We start from the raw sequence: 19,722 nt of genomic DNA, 5'->3' as shown, positions 1-19,722 counted from the left end.
CGGATCGACTGCTTTCTTTCAAGGGCTACCCCATGGTGATCAAGATCTATTTTGCGCTGGTCGCGGCACTCGCCGCGAAAGCGACCTTGCCGCGTTATGCAGCTGCGCTGCTCGACGGCGACCCCGAACGCGCTTACGACAGCGTCGCCGACGTGTCGGATCGCGGTAACCGGCAACTGATCGAAGGTGACGGCGACCGCCTGCTGGCCGTGTCCGATGCGCTGCTGCTGCTCGATCGCGACGAGGAAGCCGAGCAGGAATATCGCCGTGCGCAAAAGGCATGCCGCAGCGCCGACGATCGTCTGCGGATAATGTCGTGCCGCAATGCGGGCTGGCAGGCCCTCAAGCGCGCCCGCTATTTCGCGGCTCATAGCTGCTTTGCGCGGATGGCGAGCGACGACGGCGCGACCCTCGAACAGGCGATCGAAGCGTCGATCGGCATGGGTATCGTGCATCACCTGATGGGGCAGCAGCGCCACGCCGCCGAGGCACTCGAACAGGCCGGGCAGCTTGCGAGAGAGGCCGACGATCCGTTGTGGCGCGACACGGTGGCGCTGCTGGCGCTGGACTGCGCGGTCCGCATCGAAGTGTGCGGCTCGGCTTGCCTCGCCGACCATGCTTTCTGGCAATCCGGACGCGAGTCCGACGCATTCATCACCGGGGCGGCTGCGCAGCGCCTGTCGCCGGAAGCGTTGCATGCGACGCGTGTGCCACGGCCGCTCATCGACAATCATCTCGACTATCTGCGTCAGTTGCATGCGGTTTCCGACGGCGACGCGGCCGCGTCGTTGCGCCTTGCGGCGATTGCCGCGGACGGCGCATTCTGGCCCGGCCACAGCGTGCCGGCCGAAGCGAAGATCGCAGCCGTGCTCGCCGCGCTGGGCGGGGGCTTCGGCGCGATGGCCGAACGCCTGCTCGATACGCTGACGAAGCGCGAGATGGAAGGCGTCGCGCCGCGCTGGAACCTCGACCTGCTCTATGCACGAGCGAAAGTCGCGCAGCAGCGCGGCCAGATGCAAAGCGCGTTGCAGCTGTATGCCAGCTACTCGCGCGAGGCGCTGCATTGCCTGCGCTCGGAAGCCGTGCAGGCGCCCGTGGCCGGCTCGCGGCGCAGCGCGAGCGCGCCCACCAGCTCGGACGATATTGCGATGCGCTTGCCGGCGAAATATCGGCGCGCTTACCGCTACATCGTCGAACACATTGCCGATCACGGCCTGACCACGCGTGAAGTCGCCGCTCATATCCAGGTCACGGAACGCGCGTTGCAAATGATGTTCAAACATTCGCTCGGCGTGTCGCCCGGTGCGCTGATCCGTCAGATGCGTCTCGAAGGCATTCGCGACGAACTTCGGACCGACGCGCGCGGCGGCGTGACCGTACTCGATACCGCGCGACGCTGGGGCGTGAACAGCCGCTCGACGCTGGTCAAGAGCTACCGGAAGCAGTTCAACGAATCGCCGTCCGAGACGCTCAATGGCTAAGCACCCACACTTGCTCCCCACGCGCGCAACCGCGCTTGCAACCGCGTCTGCAAGCCCGCCTCGCGGCCGCTTCGTGCTGAGCTTGCTGCGCGGTGCGGTCCTCGCGCTGGGCGCGCTCAGCGCCGCGTCTCACGCCGCGCCGATGCCGTGGCAAACCACAGAGCTCGACTACGTCGCGGACCATAAGGATCTGAAGGACGTGCTGCGCGACGTCAGCGCCAGTTCGGGCTTGCCCACCTGGATATCGCCGCAGGTGCAGGGCAACGTGTCAGGCCATTTTCAGACCAGCCCGCAAGCGCTGCTCGACCGGCTCGCGGGCACGTTCGGCTTCGTGTATTACTTCGATGGCGCCGTGCTGCGGATTTATGGCGCGAACGAGATCACGAGTGCGACGATCGGTTTGACTGAGGCGAGCAATGCGGAACTGCGCGCATCGCTGACACGTCTGGGCGTCGCCGACCGGCGCTTTCCGCTGCGCTTCGACGACAGCGCGCGCACTACCATCGTTTCCGGTCCGCCGCGATACGTGGAACTCGTGACCGATGTCGCGCGCCTCGTCGATGCGGGCCATACGACCCAGCAGGCCGATCAGGTCGTGCGGATCTTCCCGCTGCGCTACGCATGGGCGAGCGATCACCAGGTGTCGATCGACGGACAGTCGATTACGATTCGCGGCGTCTCGACGATCCTGCGCAGTCTCTACGATCCCGACGGACGCAACCAGTCGGATTCGCAGACAGCGCCGCAATCGAATGCGCACCGGCTGCGCTCGGTGGGCGATGCCGACGGCGGTTCTCCGGACGGCGGCAGCCGCCCGCGCCCGGCGCCGCCCGCGAGCGACGGCAACTGGACGACGGGCTTGCAGGGACTCGTCGGCGGCACCCCGGCAGGGGCGACGCCGGGCGGCCTCAGTCCGCCTTTGCCGCGCGGCGCGCGCAGTGTCGGCGACGCCTCGGACGACGCAGCCGCGGGCAACCCCGCGCGCCAGATGCAGACACGCGGACAACTGAGCGAGCAACTGACCGAACAGCCGATCATCCAGCCCGACCCGCGCACGAATTCGATCCTGGTGCGCGCGCAGCCGCGGCGCATGGCGGCGTTCGCGTCGCTGATCGCGTCGCTCGACACGCGGCCGGCGGTGCTAGAGATCGACGCGAGCATCATCGAAATCACCGACGATGCGTTAAAGCAGCTTGGCGTCGACTGGCGCGTGCACAACAGTCACGTCGATTTCGAGTTGGGCAACGGGCTCAATGCGCAGGCAGGCAATCCCGGCTCGCTGAATCCGCAGGGTTTCAACAATCCGAACGATGCGAGCACGGCCGGGGTACTCGGTACGCCGGCAGGCGGCGTGTTTACCGCGGTGATCGGCGGGGCGGGGAAGTATCTGCTGTCACGCGTAACCGCGCTCGAGCAGACCAATCAGGCGACCATCAACGCGAGCCCGAAAGTGGCGACGCTCGACAACGTCGAAGCGGTGATGGACAACAAGAAGACGTTCTACGTGCCGGTGTCGGGCTATCAGTCGGCGGATCTTTACAGCATCTCGGCGGGCGTGTCGCTGCGCGTGCTGCCGATGATCGTGCGCGGCACCGACTCGACGCGCATCCGTTTGAACGTGCATATCGAGGACGGGCAACTGACGTCGGACGTAGTGAGCAACCTGCCGGTCGTATCGAACAGCACCATCGATACGCAGGCGTTGATCAACGAAGGCGAGAGCCTGCTGATAGCAGGCTATGTGGTGGATCAGCAGACCAACGGGACGACCGGCGTGCCGGGGCTCTCGAAGATTCCATGGATCGGCGGCCTGTTCCGCTACAAAAGCAATCAGGGGCAAAAGTTTCAGCGGCTCTTTCTGGTTACGCCGCGTGTGATCAATGCGCCCTCCGACGAGCAGCCCGGATGAACGCGTAGCACCCACGCCGAAGCGATGCACGGTCTGACCGATGGAATGGTCAGGCGGTGCATCGACAGTTTCGCGACTATGACTTCGACTACGACAGCGCCGGGAACAGCTTAACTGTCGTCATCGTCGTCTTTTGCGTTGGCCCACGCGTCCTGGCCGCTCTTGAGGATTTCCTGTCCGACCTGAACGATGAAGTTCTGCAACTGGGTGTTGAGATCGCTGCTGCTTGCGCCCGCACCTGCCGCGGCGCCCGCGGCGTCGCCGGCGAGACCGCTGACATCGCCGGCGTCGTCCGCGCCGCTGGAGCCATGCGAGCTCGAAGGCTTGTGAGGCGACGACGGCGAACCGGGTTCTTCAGAACCATGTGACGAAGTATGCGAGCTACCCGATGACGGGTGGCTGGTGACGTGCATGCTCATAGTGTTTTTTCCAGGCAGTTGACGTGAGTGCTCAACATAGCGCTGTCGTCCTCGCCCGCATGCGCTGTTAGCGAAACTCATGCGCCGCACGCGAAATGGCGTGCAAATCAATCGGTTCGTCCGCACGCTTTAATTGCGCCGATGGTTTCGCAACGCGGTCGGCGCTTTCGGCTTCGTGCGCGTGGCCGGCATGCACACGTCCCTAGAATCTGCCGGACCGACTCTCGCTCAGCTTGCGTCGTCGATCGCCATTTAACGCCATCTGATCGAGGAAACTCAATGGATACCCGGATAACCTCGCCGCTGCAAAGCGGTGTTGCGAGCTTGAAAGAGTCCCTGCACGACATCGGTGCTGAGTTGCAGCAGGATCACGAAAAAATCAGCAGCATGCTGGCCAATATTTTCGATGGCGCGCATGCTCAAACGCTGAACGGGAGCGGCGCGCAGCCGCATCTGCCGTTGCACGAGGGTGAAGTACTCGTCCCCCGGCAACCTGCGAACGGCGCGCCGACCGAACTGCCCGGCAACAACGGCTATATCGATCCGGCGGCAGCCGAGCGCGCGATCGACGCGGCCGGCACACCCGCGGCGCCGGACCCGGCCGCCACCGCTCCCGCGTCGGATGCCAGCACGCCGCCGGCTTCCACGTCTTCCACCTCTTCCACGGCAACGCCTACCGACCCGAACCCCGCGTCGGGCAGCACGGACAACTCGACTCCGCCGAGCGAGTTCGCCAACGGCCTCGTCAATCCCGACTATGTGAGATTCACGGAAGCGCAATCGGCGGCGACCACCGCCGCGGCCGCTTCGGCGGCGGCATCGGCAAGCAATCCGAATGAATTGACCGACGACCAGATCGCGACGCTCTCCGTGCTCGACCGCCACCAGGGTGTGATCAAGGGTTCCATGACGGATCTGCAAAAGCAGATCGACGATCCGAACACGCCGCCCGATCTCAAACAGGCGCTGCAAAGCCTGAAGAACGATCCCGACTTGCAGTCGATGCTCGATTCGGCGTCCAACGGCAAACACGACGGCAAATTCGCGCCGCAGGACGTGACGAACCTTGTCAAGAAGCATCCGGAAGTGCAGGCGTACAACGAACAGCAGGCCGACGCGTTCGAGCAGAACTACATTCCGTCGGACAACACCGATCCCAATGCGCAACCGCGCGAGATCGATGCGAACGACGCGATGCGCGAGTTTTACCGCTACTCGGACAACCTGCCGAAAAATCTGTCCAAACAGGACCTTCAGAACATCGTCGACGGAACCGGCGGCGAGGGCAAGATGCCGCCGCAGGTGGTCGCGGCCGCGAAGTACTTCCTCGACAATCCGTCCGCGTGGCAGACCATTGCGGGCCCGTCGGGCAAGATATCGCGCGGTCATATGGAAGATGCGATTTCGAGCAACGTCAGCCTGAACGACGACGAGAACAAGACCATCGCCACGCTGCAGGCCAACGAAGGCACGTTCTTCGGCGGCGGCAATCTCACACGCAACAAGCTGCAGCAGATTGCCAACGACCCGAAGAGCAGCCCGGACGTGCAGCAGGCCGCGAAGCAATTGTTGAACGACCCGATGCTGTTCGGCATGCTCGACAACGGCAAGCACGGCAATAGCGGCAGCTTCCTGCACGCCGCGGACGACGGCCAGATCGGCAAGGGCGATCTGGATGCGTGGGTCAAGAATTCGAAGACGCTCGGCAAACCCGCGCCGCCCACGCCGCCCACGCATACGCCGACTGCACCCGTCGACGTCGCGGCCATGCAGGCGATGGAGGCAGGCGAAGCCGATCAGCCCGACCAGAAGAAGGAGAAGGGCGGCGGCTTGCAGAAGTTCTTGCAGGGGCTGCTGCACGTGCTGTCGAAGATCGCCGATGTGTTCTCCACGGTGTTGAGCGCCTTGTCGAAGATTCCGGGTATCGGCGAAATCTTCGCAGGGGCGTCGATTGCGGCCGAGGCAGTGTCCGGGCAACTGGAGGTCGGCGCGGTCGCGGTGGGCGGCGGCAGCAAGGCCGACATCGAAAATGCCGAGAAGGATGCAGCGCTCGGTCTCGCGGGCGCGGCTATCGGCACGGTGACGGTGCCGGGCATGGGCGGCGCGATCGTCAAGGGCGCGGAGAAGGGGATCGAGGAAGGCGTGGATGTCGCGGCGAAGTCGGGTACGTCCGCTATCCGTGACGGTGTCAAGGACGGTGTGAAGGATGCAGCGAAGGACAACGTGAAGGACACGGTGTCGTCGCAAGTCCAGCAAGCGGTCTTGCCGCAGCAGCAACAGAATCAGCCGGTGCCTGCCTGATTGGAGGCGGTGCGGGTCTAGCCGTTTGAAAGAGCATTGCCGCCGGTCTGGCGGCAATGCTTTTTTTACGCCGGGATCCGGCGACGCGAGTGCTCAGCGTCGCGGCGCATCGTCATCGAGGCGATCGGCCAGCGCGAACGGAATGCTTTGCGCAAACAACTCCCGGTCGCCGGTCGCCGTGGTTTTCGTGTTCAATTGCACGCCGGCATTCAGTCCGGGATTGCGTGCGCTGGTCGTGCGTTCCTTGACCTTCAGTTCGGCGGGCAGCCACGAACTGGCATTGTCGAGAATGCGCGTGATTTCCGCGTCGAGCGCTGCGCGGCCGGCCGGTTTTTGTCTCGCGCAGGCGTTCAGCGCATCGATTTTCAGCGCGGCGTTGCGGCTTAACCGGTAACGGTGAAACCAGGTCTGGTTCGGCCGCCGGTTCGCCTTGACATCGCCGAGATGGCGGTCGAGCCGCTCTGCCGCGAGCTTCTCCGGTGCTTCGAACACCGGCGCTGGGCGGCCCGCGCGCATTGCCTGCGCGTGCGCTGTCCGCTGGGTTTCGGCGATCTCCGCGGCGAACAATGCGACCCATTGCGGCCGCGACGCATCGAGTGCTTCGGTGTAGGTCGCCGCGCTGGAATATTCGGTGTCGAGCAGACAGGCCCGATGCACCAGCGAGCCGTTTTCGCGAACCAGCTGCACTTTGGACAGGTGGCTGTCATCCTTGAACGTCAACGTCGCAGACGGCGCGTCGAGCGACATGGCGCCGATCGCCACCGACGTATCCGGCGCGCCCGCGGTGGCACTCGCGCCAAGCGTACCGCTCAGCCGGCCAAGCAGGCGCCACCCTGAGCCGCTGCGATGCTGTTCGACCTGCAGGCGACCGCTTTTCTCATTCGAGTCGACGGTCTGCTTGCCGGTCCTTTCATAACCCACGCCGATATTCGCGCCGGCCCGCCACGCCTTGAACGGCCCGACCAGTTTCGCGGACAGCGTCGCATCGACCGAGCCGCCTTGCTTCACCGTACGCGCGACCGTATCGGTCCAGCTCACGGAGACATCGGGATCGTCGAAGCAGCGCTCGGCGAGGCGGTTCCACGTGGCCCGCGCACCGCTGGCACCGCTGGCACCGCCTTCGCGCGTGCGCGTGGTTTCGTCGAAGACATGGTCGATCAGGCCTTCCAGTTTGGTGCGCATCGCGTTGTCGTCGTAACCGGTGGCGCGCGGGTTCACGCGCCGCGCGATACGCAACGACACGCCGCTCGGCTCCACGAGTTCTTCCGAATGAAGCACCCCTTGCAACACGACGCCGGCGCGCAACTCGGTCAGGCCGACGTCGACGTCATAGCCGACCAGCACGCCAGCGCCGGCATGCGTCGCGTGCGTTTTCGCGGTGCCGATGAACATCTCCACGCCCTGCGTAGCACGGCTGATTTCGACCACGGCCTCACGGGTGCGCGACGCGCGCAGATCGACGCGCGGCGCGATCGGAATGCCGGCCAGATGCAACAGCTTGCCGAGATTGGCTGACAGGCCACGAGTGCTGACGCCGATGCGGCCACCGTCGGTGAGCCGCAAGCGCGCGCTCGACTGCAACTGGGTCGCCACCGCTTTGAGACCGTCGCGGACGGACTCGCGGTCGCGTGAATCGATGCTGTCGGTATGCGGGTCGGCGGCGTTGGCGAGCGTCTCGATGCGGGTCCAGAACTCGGCTTCTGCGGGAACCCCCGCGACCTTGCCCCATGCCGCGAGCCGATTGCTGTCGAAGTGCTGTTTGACGATCGACTTGAACGGCTTCGTCCGGGCGAGCTCGTGCGGATCGGTTGCCGCCCAGCGCGCAGTCAGCGTCTTCATGTGGTCGAGGGCCGCGGCAGAGCCGGCGTCTTCCGGTTGCAGCGTCGCGCACAGGCGCTCCGCATGGCGGGCCGCCTCTCTGAGATGCGTAGCGTCGAGCCGGCCTTCGGGGAAGCCGCCGCTTTGGACCCATGCGTGCAGCGTCGCAAGCTCCGCGATGGATTGCTCCGCGCGCGCATGCCGGATCGCGCTCGCCGCCGAGAGCGCGGGGCGAGTCACGAGTTCCGGCGCGGTGGCCTGCAACGCGGCCCGCATCGCTTGCGCGTGCGCGGCGCGTTCGGCCGTCACCGCCTTGCGAGGCACGCCTTGCGTGCCCATGGCCAGCGCGGACAACGGCGATTTCTGATGACCGACGAGTCTCGACGGCAGGGTCTTCCAGCGGTTCTTCGCAGTACGGTCGATCGTCTCGCCCGAGAATTTCTGCAACCGTTGGCGGGCGCGCGAGAGATCGGTGCCGGGACCATCCTCGCGGAAATTTTGCTGCCACGCGAAAAACGCGCCTTTCTGATCGGGCGTCAGCGCCTGGCGGCCATAGTTGCGCAGCGTCAGCGCCGCGTGGTACGCCTGCCACGCGAGCGGCGTGTCGAGCAGCGGCGCGCCGGGCGCCGGCGCGAAGCGCGCGGCAACGGTGGCGGGCGCGGGATCGGCGCCGGGGTGGGGGTCGAGTGTATCGGCGGCTTGCAGCATCACGCGGTTGACCTGGCGCTGCGTCGGCGAGAGGTTCACGTCGGCGCCCGCGCCGACGTGCCGCAGTTGTTCGAGCGCATCGAAACCTTCATTCGTGCGCGACAGAATGCGTGCCGTGAGCCACGCACGCGCTTCGGCCGGCGTGCGGGCGCTTGCCGTTTCCATGTGCGCGAAGTCGAGTCCGCACAGTGCGTCGAGTACCGCGTGCGCGCTTGCGGCATCGCTCACATCGGCCTGCCTGAGCGCGTGCGCGAAGAGCGCGCCGCGCATCGTGGCCGGGGAATGACTCGCGGTTCCCAATGCGGCAAGCCGCGCCGATAGCTGGTCGAGACCGGGCTGGTCGCGTGGGCCGGGTGCAAACTCGCGATCCACGTAGGCGGTCAATCCAGACGCGCTGTCCATCGCCGCGTTCAGATGCACGGCGTGAGCCTGACTATCGGCGGCGACGTGCAACGTTGCGTGGCCATTGAACTTGCCGAGTGCTTCGTGCGCCTGGGCGGCGCTCTTGCGCAGCGGCGTGCCTGCTGTCGTCGAAGGCACGACGTGCTTTGGCGCGTAGCGCTCTCCATCCGCCTTGAAGCTGCCGGGCGCGAACGGTTTGCCCTGTTGACTGGACTGATAAACGGCGGTGCTGACATCGAGTTTGCTGGTGCGCAGCCGCGCTCCCGCTCGCGCCGCCGCAGTGCGGATGCGTGAAGCGCGGGTATCGGGGACCAGCGGTGCTGCGGCATTCGCCTTGCGAGGCGCCGCAGCGAGCGGGGCGGGCAGTTGCGCCTGGCGAGGCGCTTGCTGTGGCGTGGGCGCCGTTGCGGCAGTCGGCGCAGCAGGCGCGTTGACAGGTTGAGGCGCGTGATGCAAGAGATCGCGGATCGAAAAGCCGGCCATTGAGGGGATATCCACTATTGAGCAGGATGTCCCACGGTATGAGCCGCATATGACGTGCAGAAGAGGTCTGCGAAGCCATGTCGCTCCATGCGAAGCGGTTGTGCCTCTCCAAGGTGCATATCGACGGGCTTCGCGATGCATTACGCGTCGATGGCTTCGCTAATCGCTCCATCGGCTCGCGATGAATCGCGTCCATTGCCCTCCACTCGAATAGCTTGGGTGTTCATCAGCGTGATCATTTTTTACAGTAAAGGACATCGCCGGTTGATGGCTCACCTTCAACTCTCTCACCGAGCAAAACCATGAAGAATTCCGCAATTTCCCGTTTGTTTACTCAAGCGCTGTCGCGCGTGAGCCCCGCCGAGACACCCGCACCCAGCCGTCAGCCTTCGCCTCGTTCATCCAGTGCCAAAACACGGCCTGACGCGGCGTTTAGCGGATTGGCGCCGAAGGTTAAAGGGCCTCGTCCGCCGACATCGTCGCCGCGCCCGAACGCGCCGACGAACGCGCCCACGAACAGCCGGCCGCAGTTGCGGGCCAGCTTGCACAAGGCGTTGCCGAACCCGCCGGCGATGACTTCACATCAGGCCCGCGCGCTCGGCGCCACGCAGACGCAATTCAACGTGAAGCCGGACGCTCTCCAGATCGCGGATGACGAAGCGCTTGCCATGGCGATCGAGCAGAGTCTCCAGGAGTCGCAGCCGAACCCGCCGGCAATGACGTCACATCAGGCCCACGCGCTCAGCGCCGCGCAGACGCAACTTAACGTGAAGCCGGACGCGCTCCAGATCGCGGACGACGAAGCGCTCGCCATGGCGATCGAGCAGAGCCTCCAGGAGTCGCAGCCGAACCCGCCGGCAATGACGTCACATCAAGCCCACGCGCTCAGCGCCGCGCAGACGCAATTCAACGTGAAGCCGGACGCTCTCCAGATCGCGGACGACGAGGCACTCGCCATGGCGATCGAGCAGAGTCTCGCGGAGTCGCCCGATGCCGGGAAGCCGCAGCTTCACGCGTCGCCGTCAACGCCGTCCACGCCGCCAGCGCAACCGTCCCGACCGGCTACGCCGACGCCCAACGCACACGACCCCGCGGCGCACGTGCTGGCGATGCAGGAACTACAGGTCCACCAAAGCCGGATCGCGATGGCGCAGAGCAGCTCGCAACTGAAGTACAAGGGCAGCGAAGCAACCAAGGATATGACGCGTAGCTGAAGCACACCTTTGCCGGAAGCGTCGCCCTCCACATCAGATTTGCCGATAAAACAATGACGTGAATGCCCAAAACGTCCGCGCCGCGGGTGTATCGCGTGCGTCCACTTTTTTCCTGACACGAGAGCTGTCTATGACAACCATAACAACCCGAGCACCCACGAACGCGACACCCGTTTCTTTTGCCTCAGACCAGACACCGAAGACCCCCGACACCAAAGTTACACGAGGCCGCAGCAAAAGCCTGGCGAGTCCCGAGAAACTGGCGGGCCTCAAACGCAGCGTATCGGCCGGCGGCGCGCGCCCGAACATCACCGCGAGCGCGGGTTCGGGGAGCCGCCCGCGCCGGGTGCCTACCGGATCCGCAGCCGTGCCGGGCCCGGCGGAAATGAAGCGGATTGCGCCGCAGTTTCATCAGGAGTTCAACCGTCTCGTTGCCACGCATCCGGCCGAATTCGAGTTTCTGCGTGCCGGCACGCCTCCACGGCCCGGCACGAGCGCGCATGATGTCATCGGTGCGTTGACTGCGGCTTCTCATCCGGCTGACACGGCAGTCGGTGCGTCGCCGTCGGGTCCGGCCGCCAGTGTGGAATCCACGCGCGCACACGGCAGCGTGCAGACAGCACAGGCCGATGTTTACGTATCGCAGAACGTGGACATGACGAATGAGGAAAGCTTGCTGGAGGCAGAAACTCGTTCGCTGCACGAAGTCACGAGCGGCGTGGCGGATCCGGACCCACGCCACCGCCCGTCTCGCGATTCGCTGTTGTCAGGTGACGTGCAGGTTTGACGCGTGGCCTTCCCCCGGCGGCGGCATGGAACGAAGCAGGGCGCGCACTTAATATGAAGCTGCCGGCGATCCTCCAGTTCGATTCGGCGCATGTCGCGCGCCGGAGAACGATCCGCCTTCCGCCAACGCCTGGGCGATCCGGCCGATGGACGCATCCGGTGAAGCCAGTTCGAGCGCAACGTTGTAGCAAGCGCCGAGGCCAGCAGAAGATCGCGGCCTCGGCTAAGCGATCGCTGCTGGTCGATACGCCGGCGCCATGGCGGCGCCGGCCTTCTCACACGTCCTGAAGGTCCGCCAGGCGCGAAGCCATCTCGGGATCGCTCGGCTGCTCGAAAGCGGCGGAGAATGCCTCGGTGGCGGCTGCGGCGGTACTGGTGGCCTTGACCGCGTCGATCGCGCCGGAGTAGCTCGTCTGCAGCTCCTGCTTCAGGTAGCCGTAGTTGGCTGCCTGACTCGACGGATCGATGCCATGCTCGTGCGCATAGTCGATCAGCGCCTGTTTGCGCGCGCCACCCCACTGTGCGATCCCGTAGCCGTTGTTGTTGTCGTCGGCCATGTTGCCGCTCGGCGGGCCGATTTCGCCGCCCTGGTTGATACCCGAATTCATCCCGCCGCTTTCGTGCCACAGATTGGCGACGATACCCTCCGCCTGCTCGCGCGTCAGGCCGAAGTCTTTCTGCAAGTTGGTGATGTATTGTTCCGCGACAGCGTGGCCTTGCGATTCGGTGAGCGCCGTGGTTTGCGGGTCAGTGCTCAGGCCGCCCCATGGGGCGTCGTCATCGGAATTATCGGCGCCTCTCGTGGCATTGACGGGTGCGTCGCTGGACGCAGGAGAAGCGGCAGGGGACGCAGCAGGAGCGGCGGCCGGGGTGGCCGGCGCAGGGCTGCTTTCGGGCGCCACGTAAGCCTGCATGTTCCGATGATGCGAGTGGCCACTGGGTGCCCCGATACCCGACGGTCCGCCATCGCCGGGATTTTGAGCCTTGTTCTGCTGCTGCAGCAGGCTAATCATCTGGGTGATCCGATTCATCAGTTCCTTCATTTGCTGATCCAGACCGGCGAGTTCGGAGGCATCCGACGCCGATAAATCGTTGATTCCAGATGACGATGCACCAGACGAACCGCGTACGGCTGCAATCATGTGTTTTCTCCGTGAATTAGGCTAGACGGGCCAGAATGTGCCGCTCGGCCGAGGGGCCGCACGTGTCTACTTCAAAGGATCAACGAGGCCAGGAGACGCTGCATTCGCGCGCGCGAAACGGGCGAGCCAAATACGAACATGGCGGCGCGAGCGCGCCGCGTGCGAGTCTGCCGTTACGAACGGCTCATGCACCGTCTCGTTTCTGCCGGAAAGAGTCCACGAAACCGGTGAAATTCAGGTTCGTTATCGCGTCGAGATCCGCGGCCCTTGCATAGGTCGATTCGAGCGGGAATTCCGGCAGATCTTTCCAGAGAACGATCACGCCTTGCTCCGGAGAAACGACGTGAAATTGCCAGTAGATGAAGATCTCGGATAACGTCGACACAAACGTGCTGACCCAATCGGCGCGTGGACGCAAAATATTGACGGTCATTACGCCGCCGGCGCGCAATTTACGATGGCAGTCTTTGTAAAAGCTCGCAGTGTGAAGAGCATCGACCATCTGGTTACCGTCGCCGAACGCGTCGGATACGATGAAATCGCAATGTTTGTCATCGTCGCGGACATACTCCGCGGCATCGCGCACGATCACATGCAGTCGTTCGTCGTTGTCGGGCAAGCCGAAATGTGTCCGGGCGACTTCAACGACGGTCGAATCTATTTCTACAGCGGTAACGTTCAACGCAGGGAAATAGCGGCGCAGGAACTTGGCCTGCTGGCCTCCGCCAAGTCCGATGATGACGATATCCTTCGGCGCCTCGAAAAACACGAGCGGATGCAACATCACCCGCGTGTAGTCGTCGTCGAGTGCATCGGGATTTGATGGATCCATGGTGCTGAGATCGCTGCTTTCATCATCGGCATACCTGAGAACTGTGCGGCCACTTATGTCTGCGATCCGGAATTTGCCGATCTCTGTAGCGCTCATTGTGTTGCCCCTCGTGGTATTGGAAAAAAGATTTGAGGGTAGCGCGTTCATGAATGCCTACCCGGCGGCACAGCAATCGGGAAGTGTTCGCACATACAACTTTTTTTGCCTGTCGAAGTACGAAAAAAATGGTCAAGAAACGAATGGTGAGCGCCACGTAGACAGGAAAAATACAGCTCACTATTTGACAGGGCAATCTGTCATTTCAAAAGGAGTATTCGTTATAACCGTGCACGCTGAAAGCGGCTAACGTTCGGTACATCTTCAACCTGCGGGGGATATAAAAAGATGATTCTGCGTCGCCGGAAAATAGAAAAAATAAGGATAGCCAGGAGCCTTGTCGGGTTAAGCCGGGAGAAGCTGCAATGAATTCGAATTCGATCAACCGCTCACGGTCTCAGCTATCCACTACGCTCGATCATGACGCGACAGTTCCTGAGCAGAATCAGGAACGCCAAAGCTCATCTTCTACCCGATCGACAGCAAGCCACCTTGAGGGCTTGCCTGTGCGCTCGTCGTCATCGACGAATGCCGGTGTGCCGCCCAAGCGTCTCGGCCCTGCGGCAACCGCTGCGTTACAGCGCGCCCAGACCCGGCGAGCGGCGGCTGCGGCGACTGACAAGCCCTCGGTGAAACAGCAATTGTTGAGCACGATTAGCGGCCGCCAGTTAAACGTGACCGCAGGGGTTCCCGGCACCGGCCGCACGATCAATGGACCCTTGCGTGCAGGTGTACCAGGTCAATCTCACGCCGGCGTTGCAGGACCGCCTGGCCCGTTAGGCGAGGCAATCAAGACGCAAGAAAGTACGCATGACGATCCGGCTCTGGAAGATGCACGCAATCTGCTCAATATCGCGAGCGCAATGGCCGCGAGTCTGCGCAAGTCGGAGATAGCGGTGTACGAGCGTCCGGCGCCGTCGAAGACACGCCGGTTCGTCACCACGGTCGCACCCTGGTTAAAGCCCGCGTCGTTGCAAGATCTAGCCAGCTTCACCGACGGCGCGGGCAACGCGCTTACTGCGCCAGCGCCGCGCCGCGATCCGATGATTTCGCGTAACCGCATCGAAAACGGGCAACAGGCGCGCGAACTGCTCGCGGAAGTCGAGCGGCGCCGGCAAACGCTGGATAGCGCCGTCGACAAACTCGTTGCGGCCCGCTCGCAACATGAAGCGGCTTGCGACGCCGGGGCAACCGGTGAGGATATCGATCAGGCAGCAAGTCAAATCCGCATCGAAGAAGCGTCCGTGCGTGCGGCGAGCGGCTCGCTGCATGAAGCTATTCACAGTACGGATCTACTGGAGGTGATCAGCCTGAGCCATCTGTCCGATCAGGCCGATAAAAAGCTGGCGTTCTCGCTTCAACGGCTCAATGACATCAGGAAGGATGTCGAGACACTGCATGCGAATTCCGGTAGCCGTCGCGACGAAATCGAACTCGAGATCAAGGCGCATGCAGAAGAAGCGTCGCTATTGAGGTCGTTCGACTATGACATGTCGGCAACCGAGGAAATCGTCGCTCAAACAGCCGCCCGTCTGAACCGCCTGAGCGCGAGGCTCGGAAATCTGACCGATTCCGGCACGGATACCTATTCGACGGAGGCCGAGGCTGCCGGACTCAGGGAGAAGATCGAGGAAACGCGCGGCGTGCTCAATCTCGCACTCGAAAAAATGGAGCTTTGTCAGCAACGCCTGTATCGCTTCGCCGAGTTGAACGATAACCTCGGCGATCTGATGAAAAAACGCGCGCAAGTGGATCGTCACTGGCATGTGGCGGACCGCACGATGCCGTCGCTGCGGAACGCTTCGGCTGCTTTGGAGGAACGACAGGGCGCGGCGAACGAGGCTACCGGCAATACAAGCGGTGACAAGAATCGCGAGAAGGATGCGATCAACGCTGCGCGTCAATACATTGTCGAACAGTCGATTCAGGCGGCGCATGGTTTCGGCCCGCAAACGCCGCCCGGATTAGCGACGTCGCTCGAGCGGCTCGCGTTGAAGCTGACCGCGCCGCAACCGCCGATTCCGATGCTGCCGCAGGCCGTGCTGGAAATCGTGACGCGTGCTATCGCCGATGTCGGCGTCGATGTGGGTGAGGACGCCGCGCGCGTACTCGACCTGCTGGCGCAACACCCGGTCACTCACTGGGTCGAAGTAGCGGCCGAGCAATCGGAGCCGCTGCACGAAGGTGAAGGAAGCACGCCGGTTGCCGTCGACGACTCCACGCGCATCGTTGCGCTGTGCCGCAAGATGGCGACGCTGCCGCGCGGCACCGACATGCTGCATGTACTGTCGAGCGACGGCGCGCAGGCGCCGGATTCGGCGCGTTCGCAAATGCTGCGCGTATTCTGGAACGCACACGATGCGCAGCAAGCCGAACGGTCCAGCGACAACGGCGTGGCGGACTGGTTGCAGCAGGCCAAGCGCGTCGCGCATGCGGGCCTCACGTCGGCGAGCGAAACGACGTTCGACGACGTCGACCACGCGGCTTACAACGCCGTTCGCAACGGCTATTTCAGCAATGCGCCGGGCTCGGCGTATGACAGGCACAACTTGCGACTCAGGAAGGCGATTACCGAATGGGTGATTCGGGCTGCGGCGTCGGACAGCGGCACAGAACGGAGCCGCGCGGTGAAACCGGACGACAAGGCCAGCGGCGGCGGCGCACTCTGGCGCCGCAAGATGCCGACCCTGAACAAGACACCTTATCGAAAGCGTGTACTCAACCGGGCTTACGCCGTAGCGGAGAGCATGGGTATGCAGTCACCGCGGATCAAGGTGGACGCCCATGTGAAACGACGCATCGCAGAACTCGAACGCACCATTGCGACGTGCCGCGACTTGAATGACTCGCCGCAACTCCGGAAAGCGATGCTGGCGGCTCAAGCCACGGTGGACCATTTGAAGTTGCGGCAGAACCGCGGCGAGCATCTATCGCAGATCAAACTGCAGGCGAAAGACGCGAAGAACGTGAGCCGGCGGATCGGCGCGGATGGGCTGAACGCGCGTCGCACCCGCGCGTCGAACGAGGCTGCCGAACCGGCCGGCGCCAACCGTCAGCGCAATGTGCTGCGCAAAGCAGCACCGGTGGTTCTCCCGGAATTTTTCGAGCAGGTGTGCAGCAGCGGTCTGACCGCTTATGAGGCGGTGAACCGGATCGAAGAACATTTGAACACGCTCCTTCCCGAGCGATTACATCGTGCCGACACCGGCAGTAGTGCTGCGGACGACACCGATCTCGCCGCCGCGGCGCAGTTGCTGAAAGCCGAACATTTCAGCAGCAAGACCGATATCGTGACCTTCTTCAGATCGTTCGTGCTGAACAGCCGGCTGCGCGATCGCTTGCGGATCGGCGCAGGCGGGACACTCGGCGTGAATCTGCCGACCCTGCCGTATGGGGCGGTGTCGCCGATTGCATCGCCGATTGTCACGGCCGAGAAATCCATGACCGACGAAGCCTTCGTGCAGCTTTTCATGCCGATTCTCGGCATGGAGATGTCGTTCGGCTCGGCGCACACGCAGGCCAAGGAAGCTACTGTCGGCGTTGCGGTGGGTCCGCAGGTCGCTCCCGGCGTGTCGTTGCAGGCCACCTTTACGGCACGCGCGGCGAGCCAGCAAACGCGCACGGATTCGACGCTGATGCGTTTCTTCAGAAGCCGTCACAAGGACGAGGAAATGCGCGCCAACATGCTGAATGCGCTGGACAGTATGGTGCGCTGGGATATGATCGCGCCGGATCGCGGCCGCGCATTCAAGGATCCGCTCGAAGCCATTTTCGCGCGCAATCCGGCCGTCGTCGTGACTCAGGTTGAAAGTTTCACCGACACCAAAACGCTCACGGCCCGGGTCTCCGCAAGACTGCCTTCGGCGCGCTTCAACGATGCGCATGGCGTAGCGCAAACGCTCGGTGCCGAAGTGGCTGCGTTCGTCGAAGCCGAACGCACGCGCGACAAGCGTTCGGAAACCGGCGGCCAGATCCGCGTGGTCAATGCGAAGAGCGACACCGCGCAACAGCGGGCGGGCGCCACCGTCAACCTGAACTTTGCGCCGCTGACCAACCAGAGCATACCGATCGGTCCCGCGGGCCGCGACGGCGTGGTGCAGCGCGAATCGGTGCCAATGCAACTCGGCGTTTCACGCGATTTCGCATGGGTCAAGGAGCAACACGAAATCTCGCCGTTCCTGATCGGCGATAAACAGGACGGCGACCTCGACCGACATTATTCGACGCCGAAAGACATGCTCGCCGAAATTGCCGGCAATCGTGAGAACTGGTTGATGCGTTGCATCGAAACACTTGATCCCGATGAAAACGGCGAGAAGGACAATCCGCGCAATCGTCAGCGCGCGGCAGTGCTGCTCGATACATTCGAACAGGACATCATGAAGCTCGGCAAGACGACCAACTACTGTCACTACAACGTCAACTACTCGATGCGCGGCGAAGCCGGTGCGTGGATCGACGGTTATCGCGCATTGGCCGAGTTGGCGCTACAGCGCGGCGATCATGAAGGAGCACGCAAAGCGCAGCAATCGATCGACGAAGTTCTGCTGATGCGTGCTACATGGCGACCGTTGATGCTGATCGTGCGCGAAAGGGCACGCGATTCGACCACGCTCGGCTGGCGGAGTCTGATTCGATGGCAGAAAAATGCCAATGTCGACGGGCAGCGCACCGCCGCGCAATTTCCGCCTCCATAACACGCCGCAATTGACTGTGTACTTGAATTCGACATCAAAGCACGATAGCGCATCACGTTTCATGTAAAGCGGATGCAATTCTTTTAATGAAGTCTCTTCCAATAAGAGACGGAAAATAAGAAACTATCCGCCGAAACGTTAACTGTGCTTAACGTGATTGACCCGTCCCATTACATTGAATCGATACTTTCATTACGGCAACCCAACATGACGCTAACTGCCTTTAAGGCAAAAACTCGTTGCCTGTCCTTACTGTTGACCTTCTCTGCCTCGTTGGGCATCGCGAGTTGTGGCGGCTCCGGCGGAAACAGTTCGGATACCACGCCATCATCTGCGAACGCAAAGGGCGCCAACGTTTCGAACCTGCCGGCTGCGGCGCCCGCGGCAAGCTCTGCGCCGAACCCGATCCTCGCGAAAAATTCGAAACGGGGCATCGCGTTCGATCTGGCCTCTCCCGCGGATTTTGCCGCGGTCGCGTCCGGTGTCAGCTGGTGGTACAACTGGGGCTCGGCTCCCAACGCCGCTGTGCCGGCGGACTATCGAACCCGTTACGGCATGGACTTTCTCCCCATGCTGTGGAACGGCTCGTTCAATACAAACGACATCATCGCCTACCTCACGGCGAATCCGTCCATCAAGTACATGCTGGTGCTCAATGAGCCGAATCTCACCGATCAGTCGGATATGACGCCGTCACAGGCTGCGGCACTCTGGCCGCAGTACGAGTACATTGCGGCGCAGACCGGCGTAAAGATCGTCGGCCCCGCGATGAATTGGGGCACGCTGCCGGGTTATGAGGACCCCGTCGTATGGCTTGACGAGTTTTATGCGGATTACCGCGCCGCGAACGGCAACCGTGATCCCCAGATCGACTACCTTGCATTTCACTGGTACGACTACGGCCTTGCGTCCCAACTCGATCGCCTCGACAAATACGGCAAGCAGATCTGGGTGACGGAATTCGCGAACTGGCACAGTCAGTTAGACGGTGCGCAGGTCGACACGCTTGCGGCGCAAGAGGCACAAATGCAGGACATGGTTGCCACTTGCGAATCGCGATCCGATGTTTTCCGCTACGCATGGTTCACCGGGCGCCTGAGCCCCGATCCTCATTACACGAGTTTGCTGGCGGCAGACGGTCAATTGACCGCATTGGGTGCGGAGTATCTTTCGCTGCCGGGTGGTCAGTGATTGGATGAACCGCGATAGCGGGGAGGGGCAGTCCATCGACTAATGCGCGATGGGTTGCCCTTCGAAATGCGATGTCTGGATTTTCAGAAGCTTCGCGCCGGTTTTTACGGATAACCGGAAAAACCTTAAGCGCGGACTTAGCAGAAAGCCCTGCCGCGCAGGCTTCGAGCGTTTCGAAACTAATGGCATAACTCTTGCGATTAGCTTTCCCGCAGGTGTATTGCGCCTGTCGGCGACATGGAT

The 19,722-nt window shown here is 63.0% G+C and carries 12 protein-coding genes; 7 read left to right on the top strand and 5 right to left on the bottom strand.

Annotated features, from left to right (window positions below; translation table 11 throughout):
* The first annotated feature begins 32 nt into the window (after positions 1-32).
* Positions 33-1,481 (top strand): helix-turn-helix domain-containing protein, encoded by a 1,449-nt coding sequence (locus PQQ51_RS01785; protein WP_408494312.1) that lies wholly within the window; start codon positions 33-35, stop codon positions 1,479-1,481.
* Positions 1,474-3,390: a type III secretion system outer membrane ring subunit SctC gene (gene sctC / locus PQQ51_RS01780; protein WP_408494311.1), complete on the top strand. Its 1,917-nt coding sequence runs from the start codon at positions 1,474-1,476 to the stop codon at positions 3,388-3,390. Before PQQ51_RS01785 ends, sctC begins: the two co-directional genes overlap by 8 nt.
* Positions 3,391-3,500: 110 nt before the next feature.
* On the opposite strand, the gene PQQ51_RS01775 is transcribed toward sctC, so the two are convergent.
* The gene (locus PQQ51_RS01775) at positions 3,501-3,809 is read right to left on the bottom strand and encodes a hypothetical protein (protein WP_408494310.1); all 309 of its coding nucleotides are present in this window, start codon (positions 3,807-3,809) and stop codon (positions 3,501-3,503) included.
* Between the two features lie 279 nt (positions 3,810-4,088).
* Between PQQ51_RS01775 and PQQ51_RS01770 the strand changes: the two genes are divergently transcribed.
* Entirely contained in the window at positions 4,089-6,110 is a 2,022-nt protein-coding gene (locus tag PQQ51_RS01770; RefSeq protein WP_408494309.1) for an HrpF/NolX family T3SS translocon protein, read from the top strand.
* A 93-nt stretch (positions 6,111-6,203) separates the two neighbouring features.
* Here the strand turns inward: PQQ51_RS01770 and PQQ51_RS01765 are convergent, their stop codons facing one another.
* Positions 6,204-9,521 (bottom strand): autotransporter, encoded by a 3,318-nt coding sequence (locus tag PQQ51_RS01765; protein ID WP_408494308.1) that lies wholly within the window; start codon positions 9,519-9,521, stop codon positions 6,204-6,206.
* 572 nt (positions 9,522-10,093) lie between these two features.
* Between PQQ51_RS01765 and PQQ51_RS01760 the strand changes: the two genes are divergently transcribed.
* Positions 10,094-10,735 carry a hypothetical protein gene (locus PQQ51_RS01760; protein ID WP_408494307.1) on the top strand — a complete coding sequence of 214 codons (642 nt, stop codon included), beginning with the start codon at positions 10,094-10,096 and terminating at the stop codon, positions 10,733-10,735.
* 130 nt (positions 10,736-10,865) lie between these two features.
* Positions 10,866-11,522, top strand: a complete 657-nt coding sequence (locus PQQ51_RS01755; RefSeq protein WP_408494306.1) for a hypothetical protein — start codon at positions 10,866-10,868, stop codon at positions 11,520-11,522.
* A 274-nt stretch (positions 11,523-11,796) separates the two neighbouring features.
* Here PQQ51_RS01755 and PQQ51_RS01750 read toward each other — a convergent pair whose 3' ends face one another.
* Together PQQ51_RS01750 and PQQ51_RS01745 are read right to left on the bottom strand one after the other, a co-directional pair.
* Positions 11,797-12,564, bottom strand: a complete 768-nt coding sequence (locus PQQ51_RS01750; protein WP_408494304.1) for a phage tail tip lysozyme — start codon at positions 12,562-12,564, stop codon at positions 11,797-11,799.
* 283 nt (positions 12,565-12,847) lie between these two features.
* On the bottom strand, positions 12,848-13,591 hold the full coding sequence (locus PQQ51_RS01745; protein WP_408494303.1) for a spermidine synthase: 744 nt from the start codon (positions 13,589-13,591) through the stop codon (positions 12,848-12,850).
* Between the two features lie 629 nt (positions 13,592-14,220).
* Here PQQ51_RS01745 and PQQ51_RS01740 point away from each other — a divergent pair.
* Positions 14,221-18,288 (top strand): hypothetical protein, encoded by a 4,068-nt coding sequence (locus PQQ51_RS01740; RefSeq protein ID WP_408494301.1) that lies wholly within the window; start codon positions 14,221-14,223, stop codon positions 18,286-18,288.
* 153 nt (positions 18,289-18,441) lie between these two features.
* Positions 18,442-19,479, top strand: a complete 1,038-nt coding sequence (locus PQQ51_RS01735; protein ID WP_408494299.1) for a glycoside hydrolase family protein — start codon at positions 18,442-18,444, stop codon at positions 19,477-19,479.
* A 39-nt stretch (positions 19,480-19,518) separates the two neighbouring features.
* Here the strand turns inward: PQQ51_RS01735 and PQQ51_RS01730 are convergent.
* Positions 19,519-19,722, bottom strand: a 204-nt coding sequence (locus tag PQQ51_RS01730) for a hypothetical protein (RefSeq protein ID WP_408494297.1), incomplete at its 5' end; no start/stop codon positions are given.

This window comes from Paraburkholderia xenovorans (genome assembly GCF_046030735.1).
In the GTDB taxonomy this organism is placed as follows: domain Bacteria; phylum Pseudomonadota; class Gammaproteobacteria; order Burkholderiales; family Burkholderiaceae; genus Paraburkholderia; species Paraburkholderia xenovorans_A.
The sequence above is the reverse complement of the archived record's forward strand: the minus strand, read 5'-3'. Positions and strand labels throughout refer to the sequence as shown.

Excerpts from the sequence above, each read along its gene's own strand:
- PQQ51_RS01785 (WP_408494312.1), top strand. The coding sequence starts at position 33 with ATGGTGATCAAGATCTATTTTGCGCTGGTCGCGGCACTCGCCGCGAAA.
- sctC (WP_408494311.1), top strand. The coding sequence starts at position 1,474 with ATGGCTAAGCACCCACACTTGCTCCCCACGCGCGCAACCGCGCTTGCA.
- PQQ51_RS01775 (WP_408494310.1), bottom strand. The coding sequence starts at position 3,809 with ATGAGCATGCACGTCACCAGCCACCCGTCATCGGGTAGCTCGCATACT.
- PQQ51_RS01770 (WP_408494309.1), top strand. The coding sequence starts at position 4,089 with ATGGATACCCGGATAACCTCGCCGCTGCAAAGCGGTGTTGCGAGCTTG.
- PQQ51_RS01765 (WP_408494308.1), bottom strand. The coding sequence starts at position 9,521 with ATGGCCGGCTTTTCGATCCGCGATCTCTTGCATCACGCGCCTCAACCT.
- PQQ51_RS01760 (WP_408494307.1), top strand. The coding sequence starts at position 10,094 with ATGACTTCACATCAGGCCCGCGCGCTCGGCGCCACGCAGACGCAATTC.
- PQQ51_RS01755 (WP_408494306.1), top strand. The coding sequence starts at position 10,866 with ATGACAACCATAACAACCCGAGCACCCACGAACGCGACACCCGTTTCT.
- PQQ51_RS01750 (WP_408494304.1), bottom strand. The coding sequence starts at position 12,564 with ATGAAGGAACTGATGAATCGGATCACCCAGATGATTAGCCTGCTGCAG.
- PQQ51_RS01745 (WP_408494303.1), bottom strand. The coding sequence starts at position 13,591 with ATGAGCGCTACAGAGATCGGCAAATTCCGGATCGCAGACATAAGTGGC.